Genomic DNA, 22,569 nt, shown 5'->3' with positions numbered 1-22,569 from the left:
TTGGAGACATGGCCATGCAGCACGTCACATACGGCATCGAAGACACGGTCTGCACGATCACGATGAACCGCGCGAACAAGCGCAACGCCGTCGACGGTCCCATGGCCGCCGAGCTGCGCGAAGCCTTCGAGCGTTTCGAGGCCAACGACGCACTGCGCGTCGCGGTGCTGACCGGCGCGGGCGGCAATTTCTGCGCGGGTGCCGACCTCGCGGCCGTGGGTGACCCGGCCCGCCGCAACGAGCTCGATCCCCAAGGCGGCGGCAGCGGCCCGATGGGGCCGACGCGCATGGCGCTGTCGAAGCCGCTGATCGCGGCGGTGAACGGCTACGCGGTGGCGGGCGGCCTCGAACTCGCGCTGCTGGCCGACCTCCGCGTGGCCGACGAAGACGCGGTGTTCGGGGTGTTCTGCCGCCGCTGGGGCGTGCCGCTGATCGACGGCGGCACGGTGCGGCTGCCGCGCATCGTGGGCATGGGCCGCGCGCTCGACATGATTCTTTCGGGCCGTGCGGTGGGCGCGGCCGAGGCGCTGGCGATGGGCCTCGTCAACCGCGTCACGCCACCGGGCGGCGCGCTGGCCGCCGCGCAGGAACTGGCCCGCCAGCTCGCAGCGTTCCCGCAGCAATGCATGCTGGCCGATCGCCGCAGCGCCTACGAACAATGGAACATCCCGCTGGCCGAAGCGCTGCGCCGCGAAGGCGCGCTGGGCGTGCCGATGGTCGTCGCCGAGGGCGAAGCCGGCGCCGCGCGCTTCGCTGGAGGCGCCGGCCGCCACGGCGGGTCCGGGCACTGAAGCGCCTGGCTTCAGCGTCTGGGCGCGGCCTTCTTCTTCGGCTCGCTCCCGCCGAAAAGCTTCTCCACCTGCTGCCCCACACGCGCCCCGATGGCCGTGCCCACGCCCGGCAGCACCGCGCTGCCGATGGCCGCGCCGGTGAGGGCGGCGCCGGTCAGCGACAGCTCGGGGTCGCTCACGGTGCCGCTCACCTTGAGCGGCACGCCGACCACGCCATCGACGAGGTCCACCGCGATCTCGCCGTCGAGCTTGCGATTGAACAGCTTCAGGTTACCGCTCGCAGTGAGCACGCCCGAGCGGGCCTTGAGGTTGCCGTACTGCATCACCACGCCGTTTCCGGTGCCCTGGGTGTCGAGCGTGCCGGTGAGTTCGTCCAGCGCGGTGCGGCCGCCGCGGCTGATGCCGGCCGTGGTGACGGCCTTGGCCACGTCCAGCCCGGTGAGGGTGGCGGGCTGCACCGAGAAGGTGGTGCGGGTGTGCAGGCTGCGGATCAGCGCGCCCAGTTCCTCGGCGCCTTCGGCCTCGGCCCTGAGCGTGGTGTGGCCCGAGACCTTGCCTGCCACCGAGGTGCGGCGGCCGAAGGCGTGGACCAGGCTTTCGATGTCGACCTGGCGCGGCTCCAACTCGGCCGACACCTGCAACTTGCCGCCGGGCGGTGTCTCGAGGCGGGCGACACCGTTCCACGTGCCGCCGCCCGCCTCGATGCGGGTGCGCCAGCGGTCCTGCCCGTCCAAGCGGTCCAGCCGCAGGCGCGTGAGCGGCGTGGCGCCGGCGCGCTCGAGCCGGGCCTGGCGCGGGCGCCAGCCGGGGTCGAAGCGGATTTCGCCGTCGTAGGCCAGCGCAATATCGCGCCGGTCGATCCAGACCACGTCGCGCCAGCGCAGCTGTTCCAGCGGCACGGGGGCCAGCGTCCATGGCGCGGGCAGCGCCACCAGCTTGCCGCTGTCCTCCTGGGGCTTGGGGCCCCTGCCCCGGAATGCCCGCACCGAGGCGCGCGGCAGCACCAGGCTTTCGATCTCGAGGTCGTCCACGGCAACGATGCGCCGCAGCAGCGGCGCGAGCTGCAGCCGCAGGGTCAGGCGGCGCAGGGTGATGGGGCGCGGCTGGTCGGTGGCGAGGTCGGACAGCGCCAGCACGGGCACGGGCAGCAGCGACCAATGGGCCCCGCCGACCTTCAGGGCAACGCCGAAGCGCTTCTCGAAGCCTTGGGCGATCTTCGCGGCCACCTCGTCATCTGAGGGAAGGCGCATGCTCACCACCCACACCAGCGCGCCCACGCCCAGCAGCAGCGCTGCGGCGATGCCCATGAGCCAGCGGCGGACAGGGTGCTTCATCGATTCAAGCTAGCACGCAAAGGCGACTCGGTTTGTCAGTCGCCATCGCTATAGTTTTGAGTCCCTTTACAGGCAAGAAGGAAGTACCGCATGCGTATCTGGAAAAAAGAAGTCTCCGTTGAGGAGCTGACCCGCAACCACGTCGGCACCGTCGTCTCCGCGCTGGGCATGGAATTCCTGGAGGTGGGCGACGACTTCATCCGCGCCCGCTGCCCGGTGGACGAGCGCACGCGCCAGCCCTACGGCATCCTGCACGGCGGCGTGTCGGTGGTGCTGGCCGAAACGCTGGGCTCCTGCGGCGCCCACTACTCGGCGCCCGAGGGCGACCGCGCGGTGGGCCTGGACATCAACGCGAACCACATCCGCTCCGTCACCAGCGGCTGGGTCATCGGGACGGCACGGCCGGTGCACCGCGGCCGCAGCACGCAGGTCTGGCAGATCGACCTGACGAACGAGGCGGGCGAGCTGACCTGCGTGTCGCGCATCACGATGGCGGTGCTGCAGGCGCGCTGAGCGGCGGTGTTCGGGCCGGGGTTCATCGACCACAATCACGCCCCACCAACAAGAGGAGACGAAAGCAATGTTCAAGTGGACTGAAAGGCCGGCATCCACGCTGGCCAACGGCGCGGTCATCGCGCCCGACGAGCGGCTGCCATGGCTGCAGACCGGCGCCATGGGCGTGCAACACGTCATCGCGATGTTCGGCGCCACGGTGCTGGCGCCGATCCTGATGGGCTTCAACCCCAACATCGCGATCCTGATGAGCGGCATCGGCACGCTGATCTTCTACTTCGTGACCGGCGGCAAGGTGCCGAGCTACCTGGGCTCGAGCTTCGCCTTCATCGGCGTGGTGATCGCGGCCAGCGGCTATGCGGGCAAGGGGCCCAACGCCAACATCGCGGTGGCGCTGGGCGGCATCGTGGCCTGCGGGGTGGTGTACATCCTGATCGGGGCGCTGGTGCAGGCCATCGGCACCGGCTGGATCGAGCGCGTCATGCCGCCGGTGGTCACGGGCGCGGTGGTGGCTGTGATCGGGCTCAACCTCGCGAGCGTGCCGATCAAGAACATGGCGGCCAGCAACTTCGACTCGTGGATGCAGGCCGTGACCTTCCTCTGCGTGGGGCTGGTGGCGGTGTTCACGCGCGGCATGCTGCAGCGCCTGCTGATCCTGGTCGGGCTGGTCCTGGCCACCATCGTCTATGCGGTGCTGACCAACGTCCTGGGCATGGGCAAGCCGGTCGACCTGAGCGGCATCGCCAATGCGGCCTGGTTTGGCCTGCCGACCTTCACGGCGCCGGTGTTCACGGCCAACGCGATGCTGCTGATCGCGCCCGTGGCGATCATCCTGGTGGCGGAGAACCTCGGCCACCTGAAGGCAGTGACGGCCATGACGGGCCGCAACCTCGACCCGTACATCGGCCGCGCCTTCATCGGCGACGGTATCGCCACGGTGGTGAGCGGCGCGGCCGGCGGCACGGGCGTGACCACCTACGCCGAGAACATCGGCGTGATGGCGGCCACGCGCATCTACTCGACCGCGGTGTTCGTGGTGGCGGCACTCATCGCGCTGGTGCTGGGCTTCAGCCCCAAGTTCGGTGCGCTGATCCAGGCGATTCCGCTGCCGGTGATGGGCGGCGTGAGCATCGTGGTGTTCGGCCTGATCGCGATCGCGGGCGCCAAGATCTGGGTCGACAACAAGGTCGACTTCTCGCAGAACAGGAACCTCATCGTCGCGGCCATCACGCTGATCATCGGCACCGGCGACTTCACGCTGAAGTTCGGTGACTTCGCGCTCGGTGGCATCGGCACCGCGACCTTCGGCGCGATCCTCCTTTACGCGCTGCTGGGGCGCTCGAAGAACTGACGCAAGGCACCCGGGAAAAGTGCAACCTCGTGAAAGAAGTGTTCTCCCGGGGGCCTGAAGCAGGGCCTGTTCATTGGGGTTTGGCCCGCGCCCGTTAGACTCCAACGCTTTTCGCACCGACGTTTTCCCAATGGCCGATGTCTCCGCCGCGCGCACCAAGGCGGTTTTCGAATTCAAGAGCGCCACGCTGCCGCTGATCGCAGTGATCCTGAAGACGTCCGACCTGGACGTGCTGGCCGAGGCGCTCGACGCCCAGCTGGCCGATTCGCCCGACTTCTTCGAGCAGGAGCCGGTGGTGATCGATCTCTCGCTGCTGCAGGAGGCACAGGGCGATGGCGACATCGACTTCGCCGCCCTGCGCAGCCTGCTGGCGCGCCACCAGACCCAGCCCATCGCGGTGCGCGGCGGCAATGCCGCGCAGAACGCCGCAGCGCGCGCCGCCGGCCTCTCGGTGGCGGCCATGCCCGCGGCACCCGCCCCCCGTGCACCGGCGCCGCCAGCCGAGGCGCCCGCATCGGAAGCCCCGCAGATCGTGCGCGAAGTGCCGGTGCCGGCCAACGGCACGCTGCTGATCGACAAGCCGCTGCGTTCGGGCCAGCAGGTCTACGCCCGCGGCGGCGACGTGGTGGTGACCGCGGTGGTGAGCTTCGGCGCCGAAGTCATCGCCGACGGCAACGTGCATGTTTACGCGCCGCTGCGAGGCAAGGCCATTGCCGGCGCACGCGGCAACACCGAGGCGCGGATCTTCTCGACCTGCATGGAAGCGCAGCTGGTGGCCATTGCGGGCATCTACCGCACCAACGAGGTGCCGCTGCCCGACACGGTGCTGGGCAGGTCGGCCCAGGTGCGCCTGGATGGCAAGAAGATTGCAATCGACTCGATCTGATATGCGCCCCCCGGCTTTGCACTCCGCTTCGCTGCGTGTCATTCGCCACCCCCCGAGGGGGAGGGGCGGCCCGGCGGCGACCGCATCTCATACAACCAACAACTGAATCGAAACAAGAAGGAATGGCCATGGCCAAAATTGTGGTGGTGACTTCGGGCAAGGGCGGCGTCGGCAAGACGACGACGAGCGCCAGCTTCGCGTCGGGGCTCGCGCTCGCGGGCAAGAAGACGGCGGTGATCGACTTCGACGTGGGCCTGCGCAACCTCGACCTGATCATGGGCTGCGAACGCCGCGTGGTGTACGACCTGATCAACGTCATCCAGGGCGAAGCCAACCTGAGCCAGGCGCTCATCAAGGACAAGCAGTGCGACAACCTGTTCGTGCTGGCCGCCTCGCAGACCCGCGACAAGGAAGCGCTCACGCAAGAGGGCGTCGAGAAGATCCTGAACGACCTCGCCGCGATGGAGTTCGACTACATCGTCTGCGACTCGCCCGCGGGCATCGAGACCGGCGCCATGATGGCCATGCACTTCGCCGACGAGGCGCTGATCGTCACCAACCCCGAAGTCTCTTCGGTGCGCGACTCGGATCGCATCCTGGGCATGCTCAGCAGCAAGACCAAGCGCGCCAAGGAAGGCGGCGATCCGATCAAGGAGCACCTGCTGATCACCCGCTACAACCCGAACCGGGTGGCGGGCGGACAGATGCTCTCGCTGGAAGACATCCAGGACATCCTGCGCATCAAGCTCATCGGCGTGATCCCCGAGTCGGAAAGCGTGCTGCATGCCTCGAACCAGGGCGTGCCCGCGATCCACGACAAGGAAACCGATGTGGCACAGGCCTACAGCGACGTGGTGGCGCGCTTCCTCGGAGAGGACAAGCCGATGCGCTTCGTCGACGCCGAGAAGCCCAGCTTCTTCAAGCGGATCTTCGGAGGCAAGTAGGCATGTCGTTTCTCTCGTTCCTGCTTGGCGAGAAGAAGAAGACTGCAAGCGTCGCGAAAGAGCGCCTGCAGATCATTCTCGCGCACGAGCGCTCCAGCCTCAGCGGCAAGAAGCGCCCCGACTATCTGCCCGAACTCCAGCGCGAGCTGGTGGCGGTGATTTCCAAGTACGTGTCGATCAACGCCGACGACATCAAGGTGCACCTGGAAACCCAGGACAACCTCGAAGTGCTCGACATCAAGATCGAGCTGCCCGACCCGGCGCCGGCGCGCTGACGGGGTTCGCGGGCCTCAGCGCACGGGGTCCGCAAGAAAGCGCAGCACCTGCTCGAGCACCTCCGGCGCCTGGAGGATGCGGCGGTGCCCGAGCCCCTGCGTGGCCGCCAGCTGCGCGCCGCGAATCGCATCGCGGTAGGCCTCGGCATCGGCGAAGCGGTTCACGCGGTCGTCTCGGTCGTGCACGATCAGCGTCGGCTGCACGATGCGCGGGCCTACGGCGGCCGGCTCCAGCTGCGCCATCAGGACGCCTTCACGCGATTCGAACAGCCGCTGCATCGCCCCGCGCGTGGCCTCGCTGAGGCCGAAGGTGTGCGCGAAGTAGCGCGTGTATTCGCGCGGCGAAGCAGGCGGCGCGAGCAGCACGAGGCGCTCCGCCGGAAGGCCGCGCGCCGCCGCAAGAGCGAGCCCGTTGGCACCCAGCGAATGCGCGACGGCGGCGCGCAAGGCGTGGCCATCGGCCGCGAGCCGGGCTGCCACGTAGGCGATGGCGCGCGCGAACTGCGGCGAGTTGCTCATCGTGCCCGCGCTGCGGCCATGCGCCGGCAGTTCGAGCAGCACGGGCCGCAGCCCTGCCGCAGCCACGGCCTGCGCGAGCGGCAGCATCTGCCCCGCGTGCCCGCCCCAGCCGTGCACCAGCAGCACCACGGGCGCCGACTCCGCACCCGAGTCCTGCGCGGCCAGGTGGTAGATGCCGACGTTCGCATCCTCGAAGGCCCAGCCCTCGCGCCGCCATTCCGCGCCGGGGCCCTGACCGCGATAGAGCCACTTGGGCGGCAGCGGCGTACCGAACAGGCGATACGCGGCGCGCACGCCGAGTGCGGGCCAGAGGCGCTGCGAGGTGGTCAGGCCGAAGCGCAGCGCGCGCATCGTACGGCTGGGCCGGTAGTAGTTCGACTGCGCGGCCTGGCCGGCGGCCGGCGTGGAAGTGGTCGTCATGGCGTGGCGTTCTTTCCGGGCGTTCAGTACCAGACCCAGTCGCGGTTGCTGCGAGGCAGGCTGCGCAGGGTGTCGCGCAGGCCCTTCGCGCCGAGGACGGCCGCATAGGCGGCGAGAAAGAGGGCGATGATCAGCATGGTGCTTCTCCTTTTTATCGCACAGTCGTGCGAAATTCTGGCAAATGGAAACGTGAGAAATCCGACTGCTTCGTGGCCGGCTCAGGCGAGGTAACTGGAAAGAAGCCGCTGCCAGGTCTGCGCGGCGCGCTCGGCGGCCTGCGGATCGCGCAGGAAGCGCGCGTCGTGCAGCTGCGTCATGGTCACGCCGTTGAGCTCGCTCACGAGCTGCGCGGGGTCGGTGTCGACCTTGAGTTCGCCGGTTTCGATGGCCTGCAGCACGGTGCGGCGCAGCGCGGCGCGCCAGCGCGTGATTTCGTCGAACAGCATGTCGCGCAGCTCGCCCTCGCGGTCGTCGAACTCGAAGGCGCCGGCCATGTAGAGGCAGCCGGTGTGCATCTCGACGTCGCGCATGCGGGCGATCCAGCGCGCAACGATCTCGTTGAGCCGGGCCAGGCCCTTCGGCTTCTGCATGGCGGGCACGAACACCTCGGCCAGGAAGCCGCGGCCGTACTCCTCGATAACGGCCTTCTGCAGCGCCTCGCGCGAACCCACGCGGGAGAACACGCCGCTCTTGGACAGGCCCAGCCGGCTCGCGACGGCTTGCAGCGTGATCGCCTCCAGGCCTTCGGCCAGCGCAAGGTTCATCGCCGCGCCGACGATGGCGGTGCGGGTGAGTTCGCTTTTCTGGGTCTTCGCGTCCATGCGGCAAACTTTAGCACAGTCGTGCGAAATTGCAAACCAGCCCTGCCGGAGTGCCTTAAAGATGTTTTGCTCATGTGAAACCAACAAACGCATCGTTCCCCGAACGAGCCCTTGTGCCGAGAATCCGCGGTCGGCCCCAGCCGGGGCCCCATGACTCTTCTCGCGCCAGATGAACTTCCAGCAACTGCGCTCGGTACGCGAGGCCGTTCGTTGCGGCTTCAACCTGACCGAAGTCGCCCACACCCTTCACACTTCACAGCCCGGCGTGAGCCGGCAGATCCGCGAGCTCGAGGAAGAGCTCGGCATCGAACTCTTCGTGCGCGCCGGAAAGCGGCTCACGGGGCTCACCGAGCCGGGCGGGCACGTGCTGCCGATCATCGAGCGCATGCTGATGGAGAGCAGCAACCTCAAGCAGGCGGGCCAGGAGTTCGTCGCGCAGCAGAGCGGCCTGCTCTCGGTGGCGGCCACGCACTCGCAGGCGCGCTATGCGATGCCGGTGGCGGTACAGGAATTCCGCACGCAGTTTCCGAACGTGAAGTTGCACCTGCACCAGGGCTCGCCCAAGCAGATCGCGCAGATGCTGCTCGACGGCGAGGCCGACGTGGGCATTGCCACGGAAGCGCTGGGCGACTACCCGCAGCTTGTTGCCCTGCCCTGCTACCGCTGGACGCATTCGGTGGTCGTGCCGCCGGGGCACCCGCTGCTCGATGCGCCACTGACGCTCGATGCGCTCACGCGCTATCCGCTGATCACCTACGACACGGGCTTCACGGGCCGCTCGCGCATCGACGAGGCTTTCGGGCAACGCGGGCTGCAGCCCAACATCGTGCTCGCCGCGATGGACGCCGACGTGATCAAGACCTATGTGCAGCTGGGCCTTGGCGTGGGCATCGTGGCCGGCGTGGCCTACGAGGCCGAGCGCGACACGCAACTGCGCGCGCTCGATGCGGGGCGGCTGTTCGGCATCAACCTCACCAAGCTCGCGGTGCGGCGCGGCACCTACCTGCGCAGGTACGTCCATGCCTTCATCGAGTCGTTCGCGCCGACGCTGACGCGCGCCGTGGTGGAGAAGGCACTGGGCGGCGATGCCGGGGCTTCGCACTACGAAATCTAGGCCTTGTCCAGCGACTGTGTTGCGCGGCGTGTACTACAGACGGCAGGGTGGGGTTTAAAAAGAAGCATGCAGCTTCACACAGGGAGCGTACATTCTGATTAATTCCCTGGCTTCCTGGAAACGGATCAGCAATGGCATCGACCCCGCAGCAGCAACAGCAAACAAGGGCCGCCCTCAAGGCGGCCGATGCAGCCGAACGGCGCGAGCGGTTGAGACGGGCATTGCCTGCAACGGTCGAACTGCTGCAAAGCCGCCAGGCAGACCGCATCGACGACGCCGACATCGACGCGTACGTGAGCCTCAACTGGCTCGAATGGCATGGTGGCGGCCTGCGGCTGACCATCACCGGGCGCAACGTCTGCGCCCAGTCGGTGCCCACCGCGCTGGTCTGAAAAAAACGCCGCAGGCCTCGCGGCCTGCGGCGCTCGTCCGTTGCGAAGAACGGCGTCTGTTTACTGGCCAGCGATGATGTTCGCGATCACTCCGGTGGCAATCGCCGCGAGCACGAAGTCGCCGCCCACCCCCACCCACTGGTAGCCACGCGGCGGCTGCTGCAGGCGGTAGGCGCGCCAGTCCTGCACCACGTAGTTGCGGCCCCGGTACTCGGCCGGCACGCGGCCACCACGGCGCCATTCGGCGTGCGGCTGCGGGAAGCCACGGCGATCGAACTGGCGGCCGTCGCGGAAGTCCTGGTTGCCGCGGTAGTAGCCGCCTTGCGGACCGTGCCGATCGAAGTTGCGGTCGCGCTGGTCTCGCTGTTCGTAGCGGCCGTCGCCCGGGCGGCCATCGCCGTGGCGGTCCTGCGCAAAGGCGCTTCCCGCGGCCATGCACATCGCGAGCGCGGCAGCGGCTACGGCCATGGTCTTTGAATTGGTGATCATCTGAAATCCTTCATGCGTTGATGACGAGTCCATTGTGGGCCGCGCATGTGTCCGCTTCGGGCGCTTCGGGTCGCGGACAGGTGAAATCCGGTAAGCGCCGGTATCCGCACGGCGCCTTGTCCTTCAAGGCGCCGCATCGGGCCTTTCTCGCGCGTGCCGCCGCCCTCCTCCATTCATTGCCAAGGGACAAGCGCCCGTGCCCTGCGAGCTGCGTTTAAGCTGCGCGCCAATGAAGCGAAGACACCTCCTCCACCTGCTGGCCAGCGCGCCTGCCCTGGCCGTTCTGGCGGGCTGCGGCAAGCGCAAGGGCTCGGCCACCGCACTGAAATCCGGTGCCCGCGTGCTGGCCTTGGGCGACAGCCTGACCTACGGCTACGGTGCACCGCCCGATGCGGCGTGGCCCGTGAAGCTGGGCGAGTTCACGGGCTGGCAGGTCGAGAACGCGGGCATCAACGGCGACACCTCGGACGGCGCGCTGCAACGCCTGCCAGGGCTGCTGGGCGCGGGCAGCTATGACGCGATCCTGATCGGCATCGGCGGCAACGACATGCTGCGCGGCATGTCTGCCGCGGCCACGCGCGACAACATCGCGGCCCTGGTCAGCGAGGCGCGTACGCACACGCCATACGTCGCGCTGCTGGCCACGCCGGCGCCCGACGCCATGCGCGCGGCAGTCGGCTCGCTCAGCGACGCGCCGTTCTACGAAGAGATCTCGAAGTCGGGGCAGGCGCTGCTCGTGGCGAACGTGTATTCGAGCGTGCTGTCGGATGCGTCGCTGCGCTCCGATCGCATCCATGCCAATGCACGAGGCTATGAAAAGGTCGCGCAGCTGCTGGCGGACCAGCTCAAGGCCGCGGGCTGGCGCTGATCAGGCATTCAGCAAGTCGACGTAGGCACCCTGCACCAGCTGGTCGGCGCCCACGCCCAGCTGCGCCATGAGCGCGTGCGCTTCTGCGACGCCGGCCTCGGACGATTCGCCTTCTTCCAGCACCACCTCGAGCTCGAGGAATTCACCAAGGCCTTCCACACGGTCGAGGTGCACGCGCGTGCGGCCGACCAGGAACAGCCGGCGCTGCTTGCGCACGCGGCCCGCCAGCCCCCACGCGAGCGCGAGCGATTCGCGCAGCAGCGGAAGAACGTGTCGTCCTGCGCGATCTCGACGGGGCCTTGGTCGGCCAGCGTCTCGGCGATGCGCGCCACGCGTTCCACGCTGTCGATGCGGGCCTTGATTTCGATGTTTCTTGCCATGGGCGGTGTGTGGGTTGGCTTTTTTCGGGGTGTGTGCGCAGGCCACCGGGTACTCCCCTCCGCGAATGTCCCCCGGCCTGCGGCCTCCTCCTTTATTTCGCTGCGGGGAGCACCCGGTGCCCTGTGCACAGGGCACGCTGCTGGTTTGCAGCCAATCAACCAGTGCTCTGAACGCTCACGCCGGCGGGGTGCCTTGCGCAGCGAAATAAAGGAGGAGGCCGCAGGCCGGGGGACATTCGCGGAGCAAGGTACCCCGTCGGCGTGAGCGCCCCCCTGAACCGACGCGTCCCTAGCTCAGGGCGCGTTGCCTTGCGGACCCACCGGTGGTGGCGCAGCGCGCCCGCTGGAGCCTCGCGAAAGCTTGCGGCCAAAGGCCTCACCCACGTTGCGCACCGGCCGGCTGGCTTTCTCCGACACGTTGTTGACGCCGCGCCGCGTGGCCGCATCCGCGCGGTTGACGCTGCGTCCCGCGGCGTTGGTGCCGCGCTGCACGCTGCCCACGACCTTGCCGCTGCGCGAGGGTGACTTGATGGTGTGAGTGCGTTGGGCCTGCGGCGGGTTGTCTGCGCTCTGGGCTTGCGCGCCCATCGGCAGCCACAGTGCTGCGGCCATCGCCACGACGAGCGATGTGCGAAAGGTGTTCGAGAGTTTCATGGGGTCTCCTTGGTGTCGTCTGCTTGCGCTGCTGCTGCTGCGCGTGCCATGCGTTCGCTTTTCCAGTACACGTCGTCGCCACCGTCCATCCGGTTGAGCACGCGCGCGAGCACGAAGAGCAGGTCGCTGAGCCGGTTGAGATATTGGCGCGGCGCGTCGTTGAGTTCGGCCGCCGCTCCGAGTGCGACCACCGCGCGTTCCGCGCGCCGTGCCACCGTGCGGCACACATGCGCGAGCGAGGCCGCGCGCGTGCCCGCGGGCAGGATGAATTCGGCAAGGCGCGGCAACGCGGCGTTGTGCTCGGCCAGCGCGTTGTCGAGCTGCAGCAGCGCATCGGCCTTCAGCAGCGTGAAACCCGGCATCGACAACTCGCCACCAAGATTGAAGAGCTGGTGCTGCACGTCGACCAGCAGCTCGCGCACGGGCTCTGGCAGGGGCTCGCACAGCAGCACGCCGATCTGCGAGTTGAGTTCGTCCACGTCGCCCATCGCGTGCACGCGCAGGTGGTCTTTGGGCACGCGCGTGTTGTCGCCGAGGCCGGTGGTGCCATCGTCGCCGGTGCGGGTGGCGATCTGGGAAAGTCGGTTGCCCATGGTGGCTCCTGTTTTTACAGCTCGACGGTCGAAGCGTCTATCTTGCCCGCGAGCCATTGCAGGCCCGCAAGATGCTGCTGGTCGTGGCTGCAGAGGTAGTGGATGAGGCTGCGCATCGTGAGCGGGCCGTAGCCTTCGAACACGGCCGTGCGCGCGAGCTGTGCATCGCTCAGGCTGGAGATGATTTCCATCGTCTGCACGCGCGCCATGCGGAAGTCGGCCAGCACCTTCGCCGCGTCGGCCGTGCCGTATGCACGCGCGATGGCCAGCGGCTCGCTGTCGATCGACGCCAGCGTCGGATGCGTCTCCTGCAGCGTGCGGCGAAAGCGCACGTGGTAGCCCTCGATCTCGATGTCGCGCACGTGGCAGAGCTGCTCGATGGCAGTGAAGGCCTCGCTGGGCACACCCTCCCACGAGGGCGGCGCCCAATGCCGGAAGGCCGTGGGAATGGCCGCATAATGGGCTTCCAGCTGCGACGGGAAGGCGGCGAGAGCGCTGAGGGTCGTGGGGTTCATGTTTTTTCCGAAGCGCATTATGGTGCTCGCTCCGTAGAATGGCCGATCACCCTCACGCCGCCAGGAGACACACGATGAACGCCCCGACCTCCACCTCGCACCTGATGCCGGAGCTTCATCTGCGCGACGTGCCCGCGGCCCTGATCGACGGACTGAAGGCGCGCTTCGGCGCCAACTGTTCCACGGCGATGGCGGTGCGCACGCAGCACGGGCGCGACGAGTCTTCCTTCGATGCACCGCCGCCCGCCGCCGTGGTGTTCGCGGAGAACACGCAGGACGTGGCCGACGCGGTGAAGCTCGCCAGCGAGCACAGCGTGCCGGTCATTCCCTTCGGCGTGGGCTCTTCGCTCGAAGGCCACCTGCTGGCGGTGCAGGGCGGCATCAGCATCGACGTGTCGCGCATGAACAAAGTGCTGTCGATCAACGCCGACGACCTCACGGTGACGGTGCAGCCCGGCGTCACGCGCAAGCAGCTCAATGAAGAGATCAAGAGCACGGGCCTGTTCTTCCCCATCGACCCGGGTGCCGACGCCTCCATCGGCGGCATGACGGCCACGCGCGCCAGTGGCACGAACGCGGTGCGCTACGGCACGATGCGCGAGAACGTGCTGGCGCTCGAAGTGGTGACGGCCGCGGGCGACGTCATCCGCACCGGCACGCGCGCGAAAAAGTCGTCGGCCGGCTATGACCTCACGCGCCTCATGGTGGGCAGCGAGGGCACGCTGGGCGTGGTCACCGAGGTCACGCTGCGCATCTACCCGCTGCCCGAGGCCGTGTCGGCCGCGATCTGCTCGTTCCCGAGCATCGAGGCGGCGGTGCGCACGACCATCGAAACCATCCAGCTGGGCGTGCCGATCGCGCGCGTGGAGCTGATCGACGTGAACACGGTGCGCATGGTGAACGCCTACGCCAAGCTGAACCTGCGCGAAGAGCCAATGCTGCTGATGGAATTCCACGGCTCGCCGGCCGGCGTGAAGGAGCAGGCCGAAACAGTGCAGGAACTGGCCAGCGGGCATGGCGGCAACGCCTTCGAATGGGCCAGCACGCCGGAAGAACGCACGCGGCTGTGGACGGCGCGGCACAACAGCTACTTCGCAGCCGTGCAGTCGCGCCCGGGCTGCCGCGTGATCTCGACCGACACCTGCGTGCCGATCTCGCGCCTGGCAGATTGCCTGCTCGACTCGGTGGCCGAAGCCGATGCGAGCGGTATCCCCTACTTCCTCGTCGGCCACGTGGGCGACGGCAATTTCCACTTCGGCTACCTGCTCGACCCGAACATTCCCGAAGAGCGCGTGAAGGCCGAGGCGCTGAACCATGCGCTGGTGAGCCGCGCGCTGGCGCTCGAAGGCACCTGCACCGGCGAGCACGGCGTGGGGCTGCACAAGATGGACTTCCTGGTGACCGAAGCCGGTGTCGGCGCGATCGACATGATGCGCACGATCAAGCGCGCGCTGGACCCGAAGAACATCATGAATCCCGGGAAGATCTTCAGCCTCTGATCCGTTCGGGCGGCGCCCATGAAAAAGCCCGGCGGCTCGCGAGAGCCCCGGGCTTTTTTGTCGACGGTGCGACCGACGAGCGCGCTTACTTGCGGCGGCGTGCCGGAGCCTGCTCCGCCGGCACATAGGTCTGCGACGGCGCAGCACCGCCGTCCACGCCCAGCCGGCCGCCGCCGCCGAGGCCCTGGCCGCGCACCGTCTGTGCCTTGTAGTTGCGCAGCGAACGGACCATCTGGTTGAAGGCGTCCATGAACGCCGCGGCGATCACCTTGCCCTGCGCCGTGTTGGTGTAGCCACCGAGGCCACCGCCCGCGCTGCGGCCAGCCAGCGCACCGAAAGCGCCGAAATCGGTCTTGGAGGCGCTGCCTTCGGAGGCCGCGACCTGCACGCCCGAACGGTTGTCGATCAGCGTCAGCAGTGCGCTGGCTTCCTTGGTCTGCATGTTGCCGCCGATGGCAGCGAGTGCGCGGCCACGGCCGCCACCCACCAGGCCGCCCAGCGCCCCGCCGATGCCGCCGGCATCGCTGTTGCTGAACACGATCTCGGGCGACAGGCCGTAGTCGGAGGCCACCATCTGGCCGCGGCCGAAGTTGCTGCCACCGCGCATTTCACCGGACTGCTGCAGCGCGCGCTCGCGCGTCATCGCGTTCATACCGGCCGCCCCGCGCTCGACCACGATGAAGCAGTTCGATTGCTGTACCAGCAGGCGCAGCAGGTTGGCGGTGGGCGGCAGGCGGTATTCGCCGGTAAGGATGGTGTACCAGCCCGCGCTCTGGTTTTCGATCAGCGAGACCGTGCCGAGCGGCGATTCGCAGCGCTCGAGCTGGCTGCTTTCGCCAGCGGTGGCGCTGCCTGCGGCGCTGCCGGTGGCCATGGTCTTGGCCGACTGGCTGCCCATTTGCATGTCAGTCGCCGCGCAACCGGTGAGGAGAAGCGCGCCGACGGCGACGGCCGCGAGCGGGAACTTGGTGAACTGCATGGTGGACTCCCTCCGTTTATTCAAGAAATCTGGGGTTGGAAAAACAGCGGTCGAGGATACGCGCAAAGGATTGCAGGAATCAATCAAACGAACGCCAGCCCCTCGGTTCACAACACTAGGCCGTTCGGCGGATGCGCTCGATCAATCCGTTGAGTGCCTCGATGGAGCCGAAGTGGATGGCAAGCTCGCCGCTTTCCTCGACCCGGCCGCCGCGCTTGCTGCGTTTCTTGATGCGCACCTCGACCTCGGCGGTGAGCAGGTCGGCCAGTTCTTCTTCCACGCGCTGCAGGTCGCGCGACTTCTCGCCGTCGTTGCTGCGCCGCGAAGGCGTGAGCGTGAACTCGGCTGCGAGCTTCTTCACCAGCGACTCGGCCTCGCGCACCGACATCTTCTTGGCGGCGATCTGGTTGGCCGCCGTGATCTGCGTGCCGCGGTCCAGCGACAGCAGCGCGCGGGCATGGCCCATGTCGATGTCGCCGGCCATCAGCATCTGCTGTGCGGGTTCGGCCAGGTTCAGCAGGCGCAACAGGTTGCTGGCCGCGCTGCGCGAGCGGCCCACGGCTTGCGCTGCTTGCTCGTGAGTGAGCCCAAACTCGCTCACCAGGCGTTGCAGGCCTTGGGCTTCTTCGAGCGGGTTGAGGTCTTCGCGCTGGATGTTCTCGATGAGCGACATCGCCGCGGCGGCCTCGTTGGGCACGTCGCGCACCAGCACCGGCACGCTGTCGAGACCGGCGAGCCTGGCGGCGCGAAAACGGCGCTCGCCCGCGATGATTTCGTATTCTGCGTTCTTGGTGGCGGCCGATTCGGCATCGAGCCGGCGCACCAGGATCGGCTGCATGATGCCCTGCACCTTGATGCTCTCGGCCAGCTCGTAGAGCGCGCCTTCGTCCATGCGCGTGCGCGGCTGGTAGACGCCGGCAACCATCTGCTCGAGCATCAGCGTGCTCGGGTTCCTTGGCACGCCGCCCTCTTCCGGGCCCGCGTTGCCATTCAATCCGTTGTCGGCGGAAGGCGCGGCCGTCGGGCCGAGCAGCGCCTCGAGGCCGCGGCCCAGGCCCTTGGGTTTCTTGGTCGCCATCAGTTCTTTTCTTTCGAGATTTCGTTCAGGAGCTTTCGGCCTTCGGGCCAGTCGCCGAGGCCGGATTCGGCATTCAGGTGACCGCCCGGGCCGGCATCGATGAAGCGCGCGCCCCAATCCCTGGCGAGTTGCTGCGACCGCGAGGCTTCGCAATACGGGTCGTCGTTGGCGGCGATCATCACAGCCGGAAACGGCAGCGGCTTGCGCACGATAGGCACCCAACCGGGAATCAGCTGGCGCAGGTCGTCGCGCTCCACATCGCCAGGCGCCACCAGCAGCGCACCGCGCACCTTGTGCGTGTTGCGCGAATGCGCGGCCCAGGCCGCGACCAGGATGCAACCGAGGCTGTGCGCCGCAAGAACCACCGGGCCGGGCGAAGCCAGCACTTCTTCTTCGAGTCGCGCAGACCAGTCGCCGCGCAGCGGTCGCATCCAGTCGTGCTGCTCGACACGGCGGTCGCCGTGGACCGACTCCCAAAGGGTTTGCCAATGGCCGGAGCCGCTGTTCTGCCAACCTGGCAACAGCAGGATGCGAGGATCTGTCATTTGCTACTAACTTGATAGCGCACTGCCGACGGGTGGCAAGCGTCAGGCGTTGTTTTCACTGGTGGAATCGGATGCAGGCGCAACAGCAGGGGCCATCACGTCGTCGGGAATGGGCAGGTCCGGCGCAATGCGCGTGACCGGTGCGATCGGCGGTGCCACCGCGCCCGAGGCAAAAGCGCTCGCAGGCGGCAACTTCTCGACCAGTTCCTGGGCAAAGGCAATGAAAGCTTGGCTGCCCCTGGCGGCGGGGTCGAACACCACGCCCGGCAGTCCGTAGCTGGGTGCCTCGGCCAGCCGCACATTGCGCGGAATCACGGTATCGAACACCTTGTCGCCGAAGTGGGACTTGAGCTGCTCGCTCACTTGCTGCTGCAGCGTGATGCGCGGATCGAACATCACGCGCAGCAAGCCGATGATCTGCAGGTTCTTGTTGAGGTTGGCGTGCACCTGCTTGATGGTGTTGACCAGGTCGGTCAGCCCTTCGAGCGCGAAGTATTCGCACTGCATCGGCACGATCACGCCGTGGGCAGCGCACAGGCCATTCAGCGTCAACAGGCTCAGGCTCGGCGGGCAGTCGATCAGCACGAAGTCGTACTCGGCACCCACAGCGGCAAGTGCGGTGCGCAGGCGCTTCTCTCGGCGATCGAGTGCAACCATCTCGACTTCGGCGCCGGCCAGCTCGCGGTTTGCGCCCAGCACGTCGTAGCCGCAACCGCCCTCCACCAGCTTGTCTGCCTTGACGCGGGCCTCGGACACCGAGGCCGATTCGAGCAGCACGTCGTACACCGTCAGCTCCAGCTGGCGCTTGTCGATGCCCGAACCCATGGTGGCGTTGCCCTGCGGGTCGAGGTCGATCATCAGCACGCGCTGGCCGACCTTGGCGAGGCCGGCGGCCAGATTGACGGTGGTGGTGGTCTTGCCGACGCCGCCCTTTTGATTGGCGATGCAGAAAATCTTGGCCATGTAAGTACCGGGGATCGATCGATCAGCGCGAGATTGCGAGCTTGACGCCGAAGGCGATCAAAAAGGTGCCGGCAAGCTTTTCGAGTGTGGCGGAGATGCGGGGATTGGCACGGATGCGCTCAGCCAGGAAGTGTGTGAGCAGTGTCGAACTCAGGCCGTACAGGAAGGTCAGCGCCGCGATCGTCACGGCCATTGCTGCGAAAGTGACCACGCCTTGGTGACGCGCCGGATCGACGAACAGCGGGAAGAAGGCCATGTAGAACACGATCGCCTTGGGGTTCAGCAAGGTGATGGTGAAAGCCTGGCGCAGGAAATGGGTCGGCTTGATATTGAGGATGGGTGTCGAGCCAGGCTTGGCCAGCAGCATCTTGGAGCCCAGCCATGCCAGATAGGCGGCACCCAACCACTGCACCGCCTTGAATGCAGCGGGATAAGCGGCGAGCACGGCAGACACGCCGGCCACCGCCGCCCACATCAAGCATTGATCGCCGAAGATCAAGCCGGCTGTCGCGGCCAGTCCGCCACGGATTCCGCCCTTGCTGGTCGAGGTGATCAGCGCCAGATTGCCCGGGCCGGGAATCAGGAGAAAGAGGACGATGGCGGCGACGAATGCGCCGTAGTCAGCAATGCCGAACATGGTTTTGCCTCGAAAAAGCGAGTCGGGAGGGAGACCGAAGGGAGGCATCGAGTCTAAGCGAGCGCACCGTCACAGAGACTGTTCCGACACCGGCTTTTACCGGTGCCGCCGCATCTTTTGCGTATTCAGTCGCTGATTTGGGCGAGGTCCTTGCGCGCCCAAACGATGCAGCGCTCGGCATCCAGACCCGGAACCGTCAGTTGTTCCACGTGAAACACTTTGACGCCCTGGGGCAGGACTGCAAGTTCATCGGTAGGAAGCTTGCCCTTCATGGCCAGCCAAACGCCGCCGGGTGCGAGGAGATTCATCGAGCCGTTGAAGAAGTCTGGCAACGATGCGAAGGCGCGCGAGCTGATGACCTCGTAGCTGCCAGCCAAGGATTCGACTCGGGCATGCAGTCCGCGAAGGTTCGGCAGTTCCAGTTCGGCTGCCACTTGCTGGACAAAGGCCGCCTTCTTGGCGACCGCATCGAGGCAGCTCACCTCGAGATCGGGCCGCATGATGGCGACCACCACGCCGGGCAAGCCGCCGCCGGAGCCGACATCGAGCAACTTGCCCTTCCCTGCCCACTCGCGTTGCAGCGGTGCGATGGCCGCGAGACTGTCGAGCAGATGGTGTGTGAGTACGCTGGCCGGATCGCGCAGGGCCGTGAGGTTATAGACCTTGTTCCACTTGAGCATCAGCGTGCCGTAGGCCAAGAGGCGTTCGCCCTGGCTGTCGGACAGGGCGACTCCCATCGCAGCCGCGCCTGCGCGCAGCGTATCGATCGGCGCCGTCATTCCGCGGACTGCGGCTCGGTGGCTGCTTCCATGGTGGTGGTGTCGCTGGCAAAGGCTTTGTGGCCACCCTTGCGCAGATGAATCATCAGCAAAGAAATGGCAGCCGGCGTCACACCGGAGATGCGCGAGGCCAAACCCAAGGTTTCCGGACGATGCTTATCTAGCTTCTGCCGCACCTCGAAACTCAGCGCCTTGACCTGGCCGTAATCGAAGTCTGCGGGAAGTTTGAGGTTCTCGAAGTGCGCCGCGCGCTCCACCTCATCGTGCTGGCGTTCGATGTAGCCTGAGTATTTGGCCGAAATCTCGATCTGCTCGATCTCGGTTTCGCTCAGCGCCACCTGCGCGCTGTACTTGCCGCCGTCCAGTGACATCAGCGTCTCGTAGTTCACGTCGGGTCGGCGAAGGAGGTCGGCCAGGTTGTATTCGTGGTCGATGGCCTTCCCCAGCACCCGCTCCGACTCGGCCGCCGGCAGGTTGCGCGGGTTCACCCAGATCGACTTGAGGCGTTGTGTTTCACGTGAAACAGCATCGCGCTTGCGGCTGAAAGCGTCCCATCGTGCGTCGTCGACCAAGCCGAGCTTGCGCCCTGCTTCCGTCAAGCGCATATCGGCGTTGTCCTCGCGCAGCTGCAATCGGAACTCGGCGCGGCTCGTGAACATGCGGTAGGGCTCGGTCACGCCCTTGGTGATCAGGTCGTCGACCAGCACGCCCAGGTAGGCCTCGTCACGACGCGGCAGCCAGGCGTCTTCGCCGCGGCACTTCAGCGCAGCGTTGATGCCGGCGAACAGGCCCTGCGCCGCGGCTTCTTCATAGCCGGTCGTACCGTTGATCTGCCCGGCAAAGAACAGGCCTTTGACGGAGCGGGTCTCGAAGCTGCTCTTGAGTTCGCGCGGATCGAAGTAGTCGTACTCGATGGCGTAGCCCGGCCGCAGGATGTGCGCGTTCTCCAGACCCGGCATCGAGCGCACCAGCTGGTACTGGATGTCGAACGGCAGGCTGGTCGAGATCCCGTTCGGGTAGTACTCGTTGGTCCTCAGGCCCTCGGGCTCCAGGAAGATCTGGTGGCTTTCCTTGTCCGCAAAGCGGTTGATCTTGTCTTCCACACTGGGGCAATAGCGCGGCCCCACGCCGTCGATCTTGCCGGTGAACATCGGGCTGCGGTCGAAACCGGAGCGGATGATGTCGTGCGTGCGCTCGTTGGTGTGGGTGATCCAGCAGGGCATTTGCTGCGGGTGCATGTCGGTGCGGCCCATGAAGCTGAACACCGGCATCGGCCCCGCCCCGCCGGGCATGCCGTCGCCCGGCTGTTCGGTGCACTTCGAAAAATCGATGCTGCGGCCGTCGAGCCGCGGCGGCGTGCCGGTCTTCAGGCGGCCTTGTGGCAACTTCAGCTCCTTGAGCCGCGCCGACAGGCTGATCGCCGGCGGATCGCCCGCACGTCCGGCCTGGTAGTTGTCGAGGCCGACGTGGATGCGGCCATCGAGAAAAGTGCCCGCAGTGAGCACCACCGTGCGCGCACGAAAGGCAATGCCCACTTGCGTGACGGCACCGACCACGCGATCGCCCTCCACCATCAGGTCGTCGACGGCTTGCTGGAACAGGCTCAGGTTCGGCTGGTTTTCCAGGCGATGGCGGATCGCCGCTTTGTACAGAATCCGGTCGGCCTGCGCACGGGTGGCGCGCACAGCAGGGCCCTTGCTCGAGTTGAGGATACGGAACTGGATGCCAGCCTCGTCGGTCGCGATCGCCATCGCACCGCCGAGTGCGTCGACCTCCTTCACGAGGTGACCCTTGCCGATGCCGCCTATCGACGGATTGCAGCTCATCTGCCCCAGCGTCTCGATGTTGTGGGAGAGTAGCAGTGTCTTGGCGCCCATGCGCGCGGCGGCGAGTGCGGCTTCGGTGCCGGCATGGCCGCCGCCAACGACGATCACGTCGAATTCTTCGGGATACAGCATTTGAATTGGGAGCGCACAACAAACGCGTGCGCGGCGCAAAAGGGGGCGCTAATTTTAATCGTCCAGGCTCGTTTGCGCCCGCTGTGTGGACAAGCTAGGGGGGGCGCGCCCAGTTGCGCCCCAACGCCCGTTGTCATTGGACAGGTTGCTATGTATTTTGTAGCAACCTGGCGGCATCAATCGAGCGTCTTCTTCACCGCACCAATGCCAAGGGCGGCCAGCACGACGAACAGCACCGCCAACACCAGGAACAAGCCGAACAACAGCTTCGCAATGCCAGCGGCACCCGCCGCGATGCCACCAAAGCCCAGCAAGGCGGCCACGAGGGAGATGACCGCAAAGATGATCGCGTACTTCAGCATTCGGAAACTCCTTCGGCAGAGCTCTTGCCGCCGTGCCGCGGAGCTTAGAAGAGCCGTCGACACGCTTGATAGTCACCGCGCGCGAGCCGCCGTAGGACAAAAACGCGAGGCTGCCAAACCCGCTAGCATCCGCTGCGGTCTCCCACAAAATCAACCTCCGTCATCCATTGGAGTTTTTTTCGAATGAAGCTGTATTACTCGCCCGGCGCCTGTTCGCTATCCCCTCACATCGCGCTGCATGAGGCAGGCCTCGCCTTCGAGCCCGTGCTGGCCAGCACCAAGAGCCACAAGCTGCAGGACGGCACCGACTACTACGGCATCAATCCGCTGGGCTACGTACCGATGCTCGAACTCGACGACGGCGTCCGCCTGCGCGAAGGCCCGGCCATCCTCCAGTACATCGCCGACCTCGCCCCCACCAAGAACCTCGCGCCGGCCGCCGGCACCATGCAGCGCTACCGCCTGCAGGAGTGGCTGACCTTCATCGGCACCGAGGTGCACAAGGGCTTCAGCCCGCTGTTCAACCCGGGCATGCCCGAAGAAGCCAAGGGCATCTTCAAGGACAAGCTCAAGTCGCGCTTCCAGTGGCTCAACGGCGAACTGGCCAGCAAGCAGTTCCTGATGGGCGATCATTTCAGCGTGGCCGACGGCTACCTGTTCACCGTCACCAACTGGACCAAGCCGACCGGCGTCGACATCTCCGACTTTCCCAACCTGCTGGCCTGGCACGCACGCGTTGGTGCTCGGCCCGCCGTACAGAAAGCGATGAAGGCCGAAGGCCTCCTGAAGTAAGCCGAAGCACGCGAAAGCGTGCAGAAGCAGCGAAGCGAGCGGAGCCCCTCCTAGGGAAAACCCGCATCGCTTCAGCCACAAGCCGCACGATGCGGCTTTTTTTATGGCGCACGCTACG

The 22,569-nt window shown here is 66.8% G+C and carries 26 protein-coding genes and 1 pseudogene; 11 read left to right on the top strand and 16 right to left on the bottom strand.

The features are described from left to right. Nucleotides 1-14 precede the first annotated feature (14 nt). The gene (locus ASC92_RS16300) at nt 15-791 is read left to right on the top strand and encodes a crotonase/enoyl-CoA hydratase family protein (RefSeq protein WP_056517887.1); all 777 of its coding nucleotides are present in this window, start codon (nt 15-17) and stop codon (nt 789-791) included. Between the two features lie 11 nt (nt 792-802). Here the strand turns inward: ASC92_RS16300 and ASC92_RS16295 are convergent, their stop codons facing one another. After that, nucleotides 803-2,125: a hypothetical protein gene (locus ASC92_RS16295; protein ID WP_056517584.1), complete on the bottom strand. Its 1,323-nt coding sequence runs from the start codon at nt 2,123-2,125 to the stop codon at nt 803-805. A gap of 90 nt (nt 2,126-2,215) precedes the next feature. On the opposite strand from ASC92_RS16295, the gene ASC92_RS16290 reads away from it, so the two are divergent. From ASC92_RS16290 to minE, 5 genes are all read left to right on the top strand, one after another. Then, complete coding sequence (locus ASC92_RS16290) at nt 2,216-2,638, top strand: hotdog fold thioesterase (protein ID WP_056517579.1); 423 nt, start codon at nt 2,216-2,218, stop codon at nt 2,636-2,638. Between the two features lie 67 nt (nt 2,639-2,705). Further along, nucleotides 2,706-3,989, top strand: a complete 1,284-nt coding sequence (locus ASC92_RS16285; RefSeq protein WP_056517574.1) for a solute carrier family 23 protein — start codon at nt 2,706-2,708, stop codon at nt 3,987-3,989. A gap of 130 nt (nt 3,990-4,119) precedes the next feature. After that, a complete protein-coding gene (minC, locus tag ASC92_RS16280) occupies nt 4,120-4,875 on the top strand; it encodes a septum site-determining protein MinC (RefSeq protein WP_056517570.1) in 756 nt (251 codons plus the stop codon). Nucleotides 4,876-5,003: 128 nt separating this feature from the next. Next, nucleotides 5,004-5,819 (top strand): septum site-determining protein MinD, encoded by an 816-nt coding sequence (minD, locus tag ASC92_RS16275; protein WP_056517567.1) that lies wholly within the window; start codon nt 5,004-5,006, stop codon nt 5,817-5,819. Between the two features lie 2 nt (nt 5,820-5,821). Next, nucleotides 5,822-6,094, top strand: coding sequence for a cell division topological specificity factor MinE (minE, locus tag ASC92_RS16270; RefSeq protein WP_007836823.1), 273 nt, complete (start codon nt 5,822-5,824; stop codon nt 6,092-6,094). Nucleotides 6,095-6,109: 15 nt separating this feature from the next. On the opposite strand, the gene ASC92_RS16265 is transcribed toward minE, so the two are convergent. Together ASC92_RS16265 and ASC92_RS16260 are read right to left on the bottom strand one after the other, a co-directional pair. Further along, a complete protein-coding gene (locus tag ASC92_RS16265) occupies nt 6,110-7,033 on the bottom strand; it encodes an alpha/beta fold hydrolase (RefSeq protein ID WP_056517562.1) in 924 nt (307 codons plus the stop codon). A 218-nt stretch (nt 7,034-7,251) separates the two neighbouring features. Next, a complete protein-coding gene (locus ASC92_RS16260) occupies nt 7,252-7,854 on the bottom strand; it encodes a TetR/AcrR family transcriptional regulator (RefSeq protein ID WP_056517561.1) in 603 nt (200 codons plus the stop codon). Between the two features lie 169 nt (nt 7,855-8,023). On the opposite strand from ASC92_RS16260, the gene ASC92_RS16255 reads away from it, so the two are divergent. Both ASC92_RS16255 and ASC92_RS16250 read left to right on the top strand, forming a co-directional pair. Continuing rightward, the gene (locus ASC92_RS16255) at nt 8,024-8,968 is read left to right on the top strand and encodes a CysB family HTH-type transcriptional regulator (protein ID WP_056517559.1); all 945 of its coding nucleotides are present in this window, start codon (nt 8,024-8,026) and stop codon (nt 8,966-8,968) included. Nucleotides 8,969-9,099: 131 nt separating this feature from the next. Then, nucleotides 9,100-9,360, top strand: coding sequence for a hypothetical protein (locus ASC92_RS16250; RefSeq protein WP_056517556.1), 261 nt, complete (start codon nt 9,100-9,102; stop codon nt 9,358-9,360). 60 nt (nt 9,361-9,420) lie between these two features. Here ASC92_RS16250 and ASC92_RS16245 read toward each other — a convergent pair whose 3' ends face one another. After that, nucleotides 9,421-9,849 (bottom strand): RcnB family protein, encoded by a 429-nt coding sequence (locus tag ASC92_RS16245; protein WP_056517552.1) that lies wholly within the window; start codon nt 9,847-9,849, stop codon nt 9,421-9,423. Between the two features lie 229 nt (nt 9,850-10,078). Here ASC92_RS16245 and ASC92_RS16240 point away from each other — a divergent pair, with 229 nt between their 5' ends. Then, nucleotides 10,079-10,717 carry a GDSL-type esterase/lipase family protein gene (locus ASC92_RS16240; RefSeq protein ID WP_056517550.1) on the top strand — a complete coding sequence of 213 codons (639 nt, stop codon included), beginning with the start codon at nt 10,079-10,081 and terminating at the stop codon, nt 10,715-10,717. Here the strand turns inward: ASC92_RS16240 and ASC92_RS16235 are convergent. The 4 genes and pseudogenes from ASC92_RS16235 to ASC92_RS16220 form a co-directional block, all read right to left on the bottom strand. Continuing rightward, a pseudogene (locus tag ASC92_RS16235) lies at nt 10,718-11,097 on the bottom strand (CYTH domain-containing protein). It lies immediately after the preceding gene. A gap of 294 nt (nt 11,098-11,391) precedes the next feature. Beyond that, the gene (locus ASC92_RS16230; protein WP_056517547.1) at nt 11,392-11,751 is read right to left on the bottom strand and encodes a hypothetical protein; all 360 of its coding nucleotides are present in this window, start codon (nt 11,749-11,751) and stop codon (nt 11,392-11,394) included. Continuing rightward, entirely contained in the window at nt 11,748-12,344 is a 597-nt protein-coding gene (locus ASC92_RS16225) for a cob(I)yrinic acid a,c-diamide adenosyltransferase (protein ID WP_056517544.1), read from the bottom strand. The genes ASC92_RS16230 and ASC92_RS16225 overlap by 4 nt, the downstream gene beginning before the upstream one ends. 14 nt (nt 12,345-12,358) lie before the next feature. Beyond that, the gene (locus tag ASC92_RS16220; protein ID WP_042674434.1) at nt 12,359-12,859 is read right to left on the bottom strand and encodes a DinB family protein; all 501 of its coding nucleotides are present in this window, start codon (nt 12,857-12,859) and stop codon (nt 12,359-12,361) included. Nucleotides 12,860-12,933: 74 nt separating this feature from the next. Here ASC92_RS16220 and ASC92_RS16215 point away from each other — a divergent pair, with 74 nt between their 5' ends. Beyond that, the gene (locus ASC92_RS16215) at nt 12,934-14,358 is read left to right on the top strand and encodes an FAD-binding oxidoreductase (protein ID WP_056517541.1); all 1,425 of its coding nucleotides are present in this window, start codon (nt 12,934-12,936) and stop codon (nt 14,356-14,358) included. Nucleotides 14,359-14,443: 85 nt separating this feature from the next. Here ASC92_RS16215 and ASC92_RS16210 read toward each other — a convergent pair whose 3' ends face one another. From ASC92_RS16210 to ASC92_RS16175, 8 genes are all read right to left on the bottom strand, one after another. Continuing rightward, nucleotides 14,444-15,337 carry a CsgG/HfaB family protein gene (locus tag ASC92_RS16210; RefSeq protein ID WP_056517536.1) on the bottom strand — a complete coding sequence of 298 codons (894 nt, stop codon included), beginning with the start codon at nt 15,335-15,337 and terminating at the stop codon, nt 14,444-14,446. A 115-nt stretch (nt 15,338-15,452) separates the two neighbouring features. Then, entirely contained in the window at nt 15,453-16,415 is a 963-nt protein-coding gene (locus tag ASC92_RS16205; RefSeq protein ID WP_056517534.1) for a ParB/RepB/Spo0J family partition protein, read from the bottom strand. Beyond that, on the bottom strand, nt 16,415-16,960 hold the full coding sequence (locus ASC92_RS16200; RefSeq protein ID WP_056517531.1) for an RBBP9/YdeN family alpha/beta hydrolase: 546 nt from the start codon (nt 16,958-16,960) through the stop codon (nt 16,415-16,417). The genes ASC92_RS16205 and ASC92_RS16200 overlap by 1 nt, the downstream gene beginning before the upstream one ends. Before the next feature lie 42 nt (nt 16,961-17,002). After that, nucleotides 17,003-17,923 (bottom strand): ParA family protein, encoded by a 921-nt coding sequence (locus tag ASC92_RS16195; RefSeq protein WP_056517529.1) that lies wholly within the window; start codon nt 17,921-17,923, stop codon nt 17,003-17,005. 22 nt (nt 17,924-17,945) lie between these two features. Further along, nucleotides 17,946-18,560, bottom strand: coding sequence for a LysE family transporter (locus ASC92_RS16190; RefSeq protein ID WP_056517525.1), 615 nt, complete (start codon nt 18,558-18,560; stop codon nt 17,946-17,948). Between the two features lie 125 nt (nt 18,561-18,685). After that, complete coding sequence (gene rsmG / locus ASC92_RS16185; RefSeq protein WP_056517522.1) at nt 18,686-19,339, bottom strand: 16S rRNA (guanine(527)-N(7))-methyltransferase RsmG; 654 nt, start codon at nt 19,337-19,339, stop codon at nt 18,686-18,688. Further along, entirely contained in the window at nt 19,336-21,297 is a 1,962-nt protein-coding gene (gene mnmG / locus ASC92_RS16180; RefSeq protein WP_056517519.1) for a tRNA uridine-5-carboxymethylaminomethyl(34) synthesis enzyme MnmG, read from the bottom strand. The genes rsmG and mnmG overlap by 4 nt, the downstream gene beginning before the upstream one ends. Nucleotides 21,298-21,473: 176 nt before the next feature. Next, entirely contained in the window at nt 21,474-21,659 is a 186-nt protein-coding gene (locus tag ASC92_RS16175) for a DUF1328 family protein (RefSeq protein ID WP_056517516.1), read from the bottom strand. Nucleotides 21,660-21,842: 183 nt separating this feature from the next. On the opposite strand from ASC92_RS16175, the gene gstA reads away from it, so the two are divergent. Next, the gene (gene gstA / locus ASC92_RS16170; RefSeq protein ID WP_056517513.1) at nt 21,843-22,451 is read left to right on the top strand and encodes a glutathione transferase GstA; all 609 of its coding nucleotides are present in this window, start codon (nt 21,843-21,845) and stop codon (nt 22,449-22,451) included. The last annotated feature ends 118 nt before the right edge of the window (nt 22,452-22,569 follow it).

The organism is Variovorax sp. Root411 (assembly GCF_001425205.1).
Classification (GTDB): domain Bacteria; phylum Pseudomonadota; class Gammaproteobacteria; order Burkholderiales; family Burkholderiaceae_C; genus Variovorax.
This window is presented reverse-complemented; position numbering and strand designations above follow the sequence as displayed.

Excerpts from the sequence above, each read along its gene's own strand:
- ASC92_RS16300 (WP_056517887.1), top strand. The coding sequence starts at position 15 with ATGCAGCACGTCACATACGGCATCGAAGACACGGTCTGCACGATCACG.
- ASC92_RS16295 (WP_056517584.1), bottom strand. The coding sequence starts at position 2,125 with ATGAAGCACCCTGTCCGCCGCTGGCTCATGGGCATCGCCGCAGCGCTG.
- ASC92_RS16290 (WP_056517579.1), top strand. The coding sequence starts at position 2,216 with ATGCGTATCTGGAAAAAAGAAGTCTCCGTTGAGGAGCTGACCCGCAAC.
- ASC92_RS16285 (WP_056517574.1), top strand. The coding sequence starts at position 2,706 with ATGTTCAAGTGGACTGAAAGGCCGGCATCCACGCTGGCCAACGGCGCG.
- minC (WP_056517570.1), top strand. The coding sequence starts at position 4,120 with ATGGCCGATGTCTCCGCCGCGCGCACCAAGGCGGTTTTCGAATTCAAG.
- minD (WP_056517567.1), top strand. The coding sequence starts at position 5,004 with ATGGCCAAAATTGTGGTGGTGACTTCGGGCAAGGGCGGCGTCGGCAAG.
- minE (WP_007836823.1), top strand. The coding sequence starts at position 5,822 with ATGTCGTTTCTCTCGTTCCTGCTTGGCGAGAAGAAGAAGACTGCAAGC.
- ASC92_RS16265 (WP_056517562.1), bottom strand. The coding sequence starts at position 7,033 with ATGACGACCACTTCCACGCCGGCCGCCGGCCAGGCCGCGCAGTCGAAC.
- ASC92_RS16260 (WP_056517561.1), bottom strand. The coding sequence starts at position 7,854 with ATGGACGCGAAGACCCAGAAAAGCGAACTCACCCGCACCGCCATCGTC.
- ASC92_RS16255 (WP_056517559.1), top strand. The coding sequence starts at position 8,024 with ATGAACTTCCAGCAACTGCGCTCGGTACGCGAGGCCGTTCGTTGCGGC.
- ASC92_RS16250 (WP_056517556.1), top strand. The coding sequence starts at position 9,100 with ATGGCATCGACCCCGCAGCAGCAACAGCAAACAAGGGCCGCCCTCAAG.
- ASC92_RS16245 (WP_056517552.1), bottom strand. The coding sequence starts at position 9,849 with ATGATCACCAATTCAAAGACCATGGCCGTAGCCGCTGCCGCGCTCGCG.
- ASC92_RS16240 (WP_056517550.1), top strand. The coding sequence starts at position 10,079 with ATGAAGCGAAGACACCTCCTCCACCTGCTGGCCAGCGCGCCTGCCCTG.
- ASC92_RS16230 (WP_056517547.1), bottom strand. The coding sequence starts at position 11,751 with ATGAAACTCTCGAACACCTTTCGCACATCGCTCGTCGTGGCGATGGCC.
- ASC92_RS16225 (WP_056517544.1), bottom strand. The coding sequence starts at position 12,344 with ATGGGCAACCGACTTTCCCAGATCGCCACCCGCACCGGCGACGATGGC.
- ASC92_RS16220 (WP_042674434.1), bottom strand. The coding sequence starts at position 12,859 with ATGAACCCCACGACCCTCAGCGCTCTCGCCGCCTTCCCGTCGCAGCTG.
- ASC92_RS16215 (WP_056517541.1), top strand. The coding sequence starts at position 12,934 with ATGAACGCCCCGACCTCCACCTCGCACCTGATGCCGGAGCTTCATCTG.
- ASC92_RS16210 (WP_056517536.1), bottom strand. The coding sequence starts at position 15,337 with ATGCAGTTCACCAAGTTCCCGCTCGCGGCCGTCGCCGTCGGCGCGCTT.
- ASC92_RS16205 (WP_056517534.1), bottom strand. The coding sequence starts at position 16,415 with ATGGCGACCAAGAAACCCAAGGGCCTGGGCCGCGGCCTCGAGGCGCTG.
- ASC92_RS16200 (WP_056517531.1), bottom strand. The coding sequence starts at position 16,960 with ATGACAGATCCTCGCATCCTGCTGTTGCCAGGTTGGCAGAACAGCGGC.
- ASC92_RS16195 (WP_056517529.1), bottom strand. The coding sequence starts at position 17,923 with ATGGCCAAGATTTTCTGCATCGCCAATCAAAAGGGCGGCGTCGGCAAG.
- ASC92_RS16190 (WP_056517525.1), bottom strand. The coding sequence starts at position 18,560 with ATGTTCGGCATTGCTGACTACGGCGCATTCGTCGCCGCCATCGTCCTC.
- rsmG (WP_056517522.1), bottom strand. The coding sequence starts at position 19,339 with ATGACGGCGCCGATCGATACGCTGCGCGCAGGCGCGGCTGCGATGGGA.
- mnmG (WP_056517519.1), bottom strand. The coding sequence starts at position 21,297 with ATGCTGTATCCCGAAGAATTCGACGTGATCGTCGTTGGCGGCGGCCAT.
- ASC92_RS16175 (WP_056517516.1), bottom strand. The coding sequence starts at position 21,659 with ATGCTGAAGTACGCGATCATCTTTGCGGTCATCTCCCTCGTGGCCGCC.
- gstA (WP_056517513.1), top strand. The coding sequence starts at position 21,843 with ATGAAGCTGTATTACTCGCCCGGCGCCTGTTCGCTATCCCCTCACATC.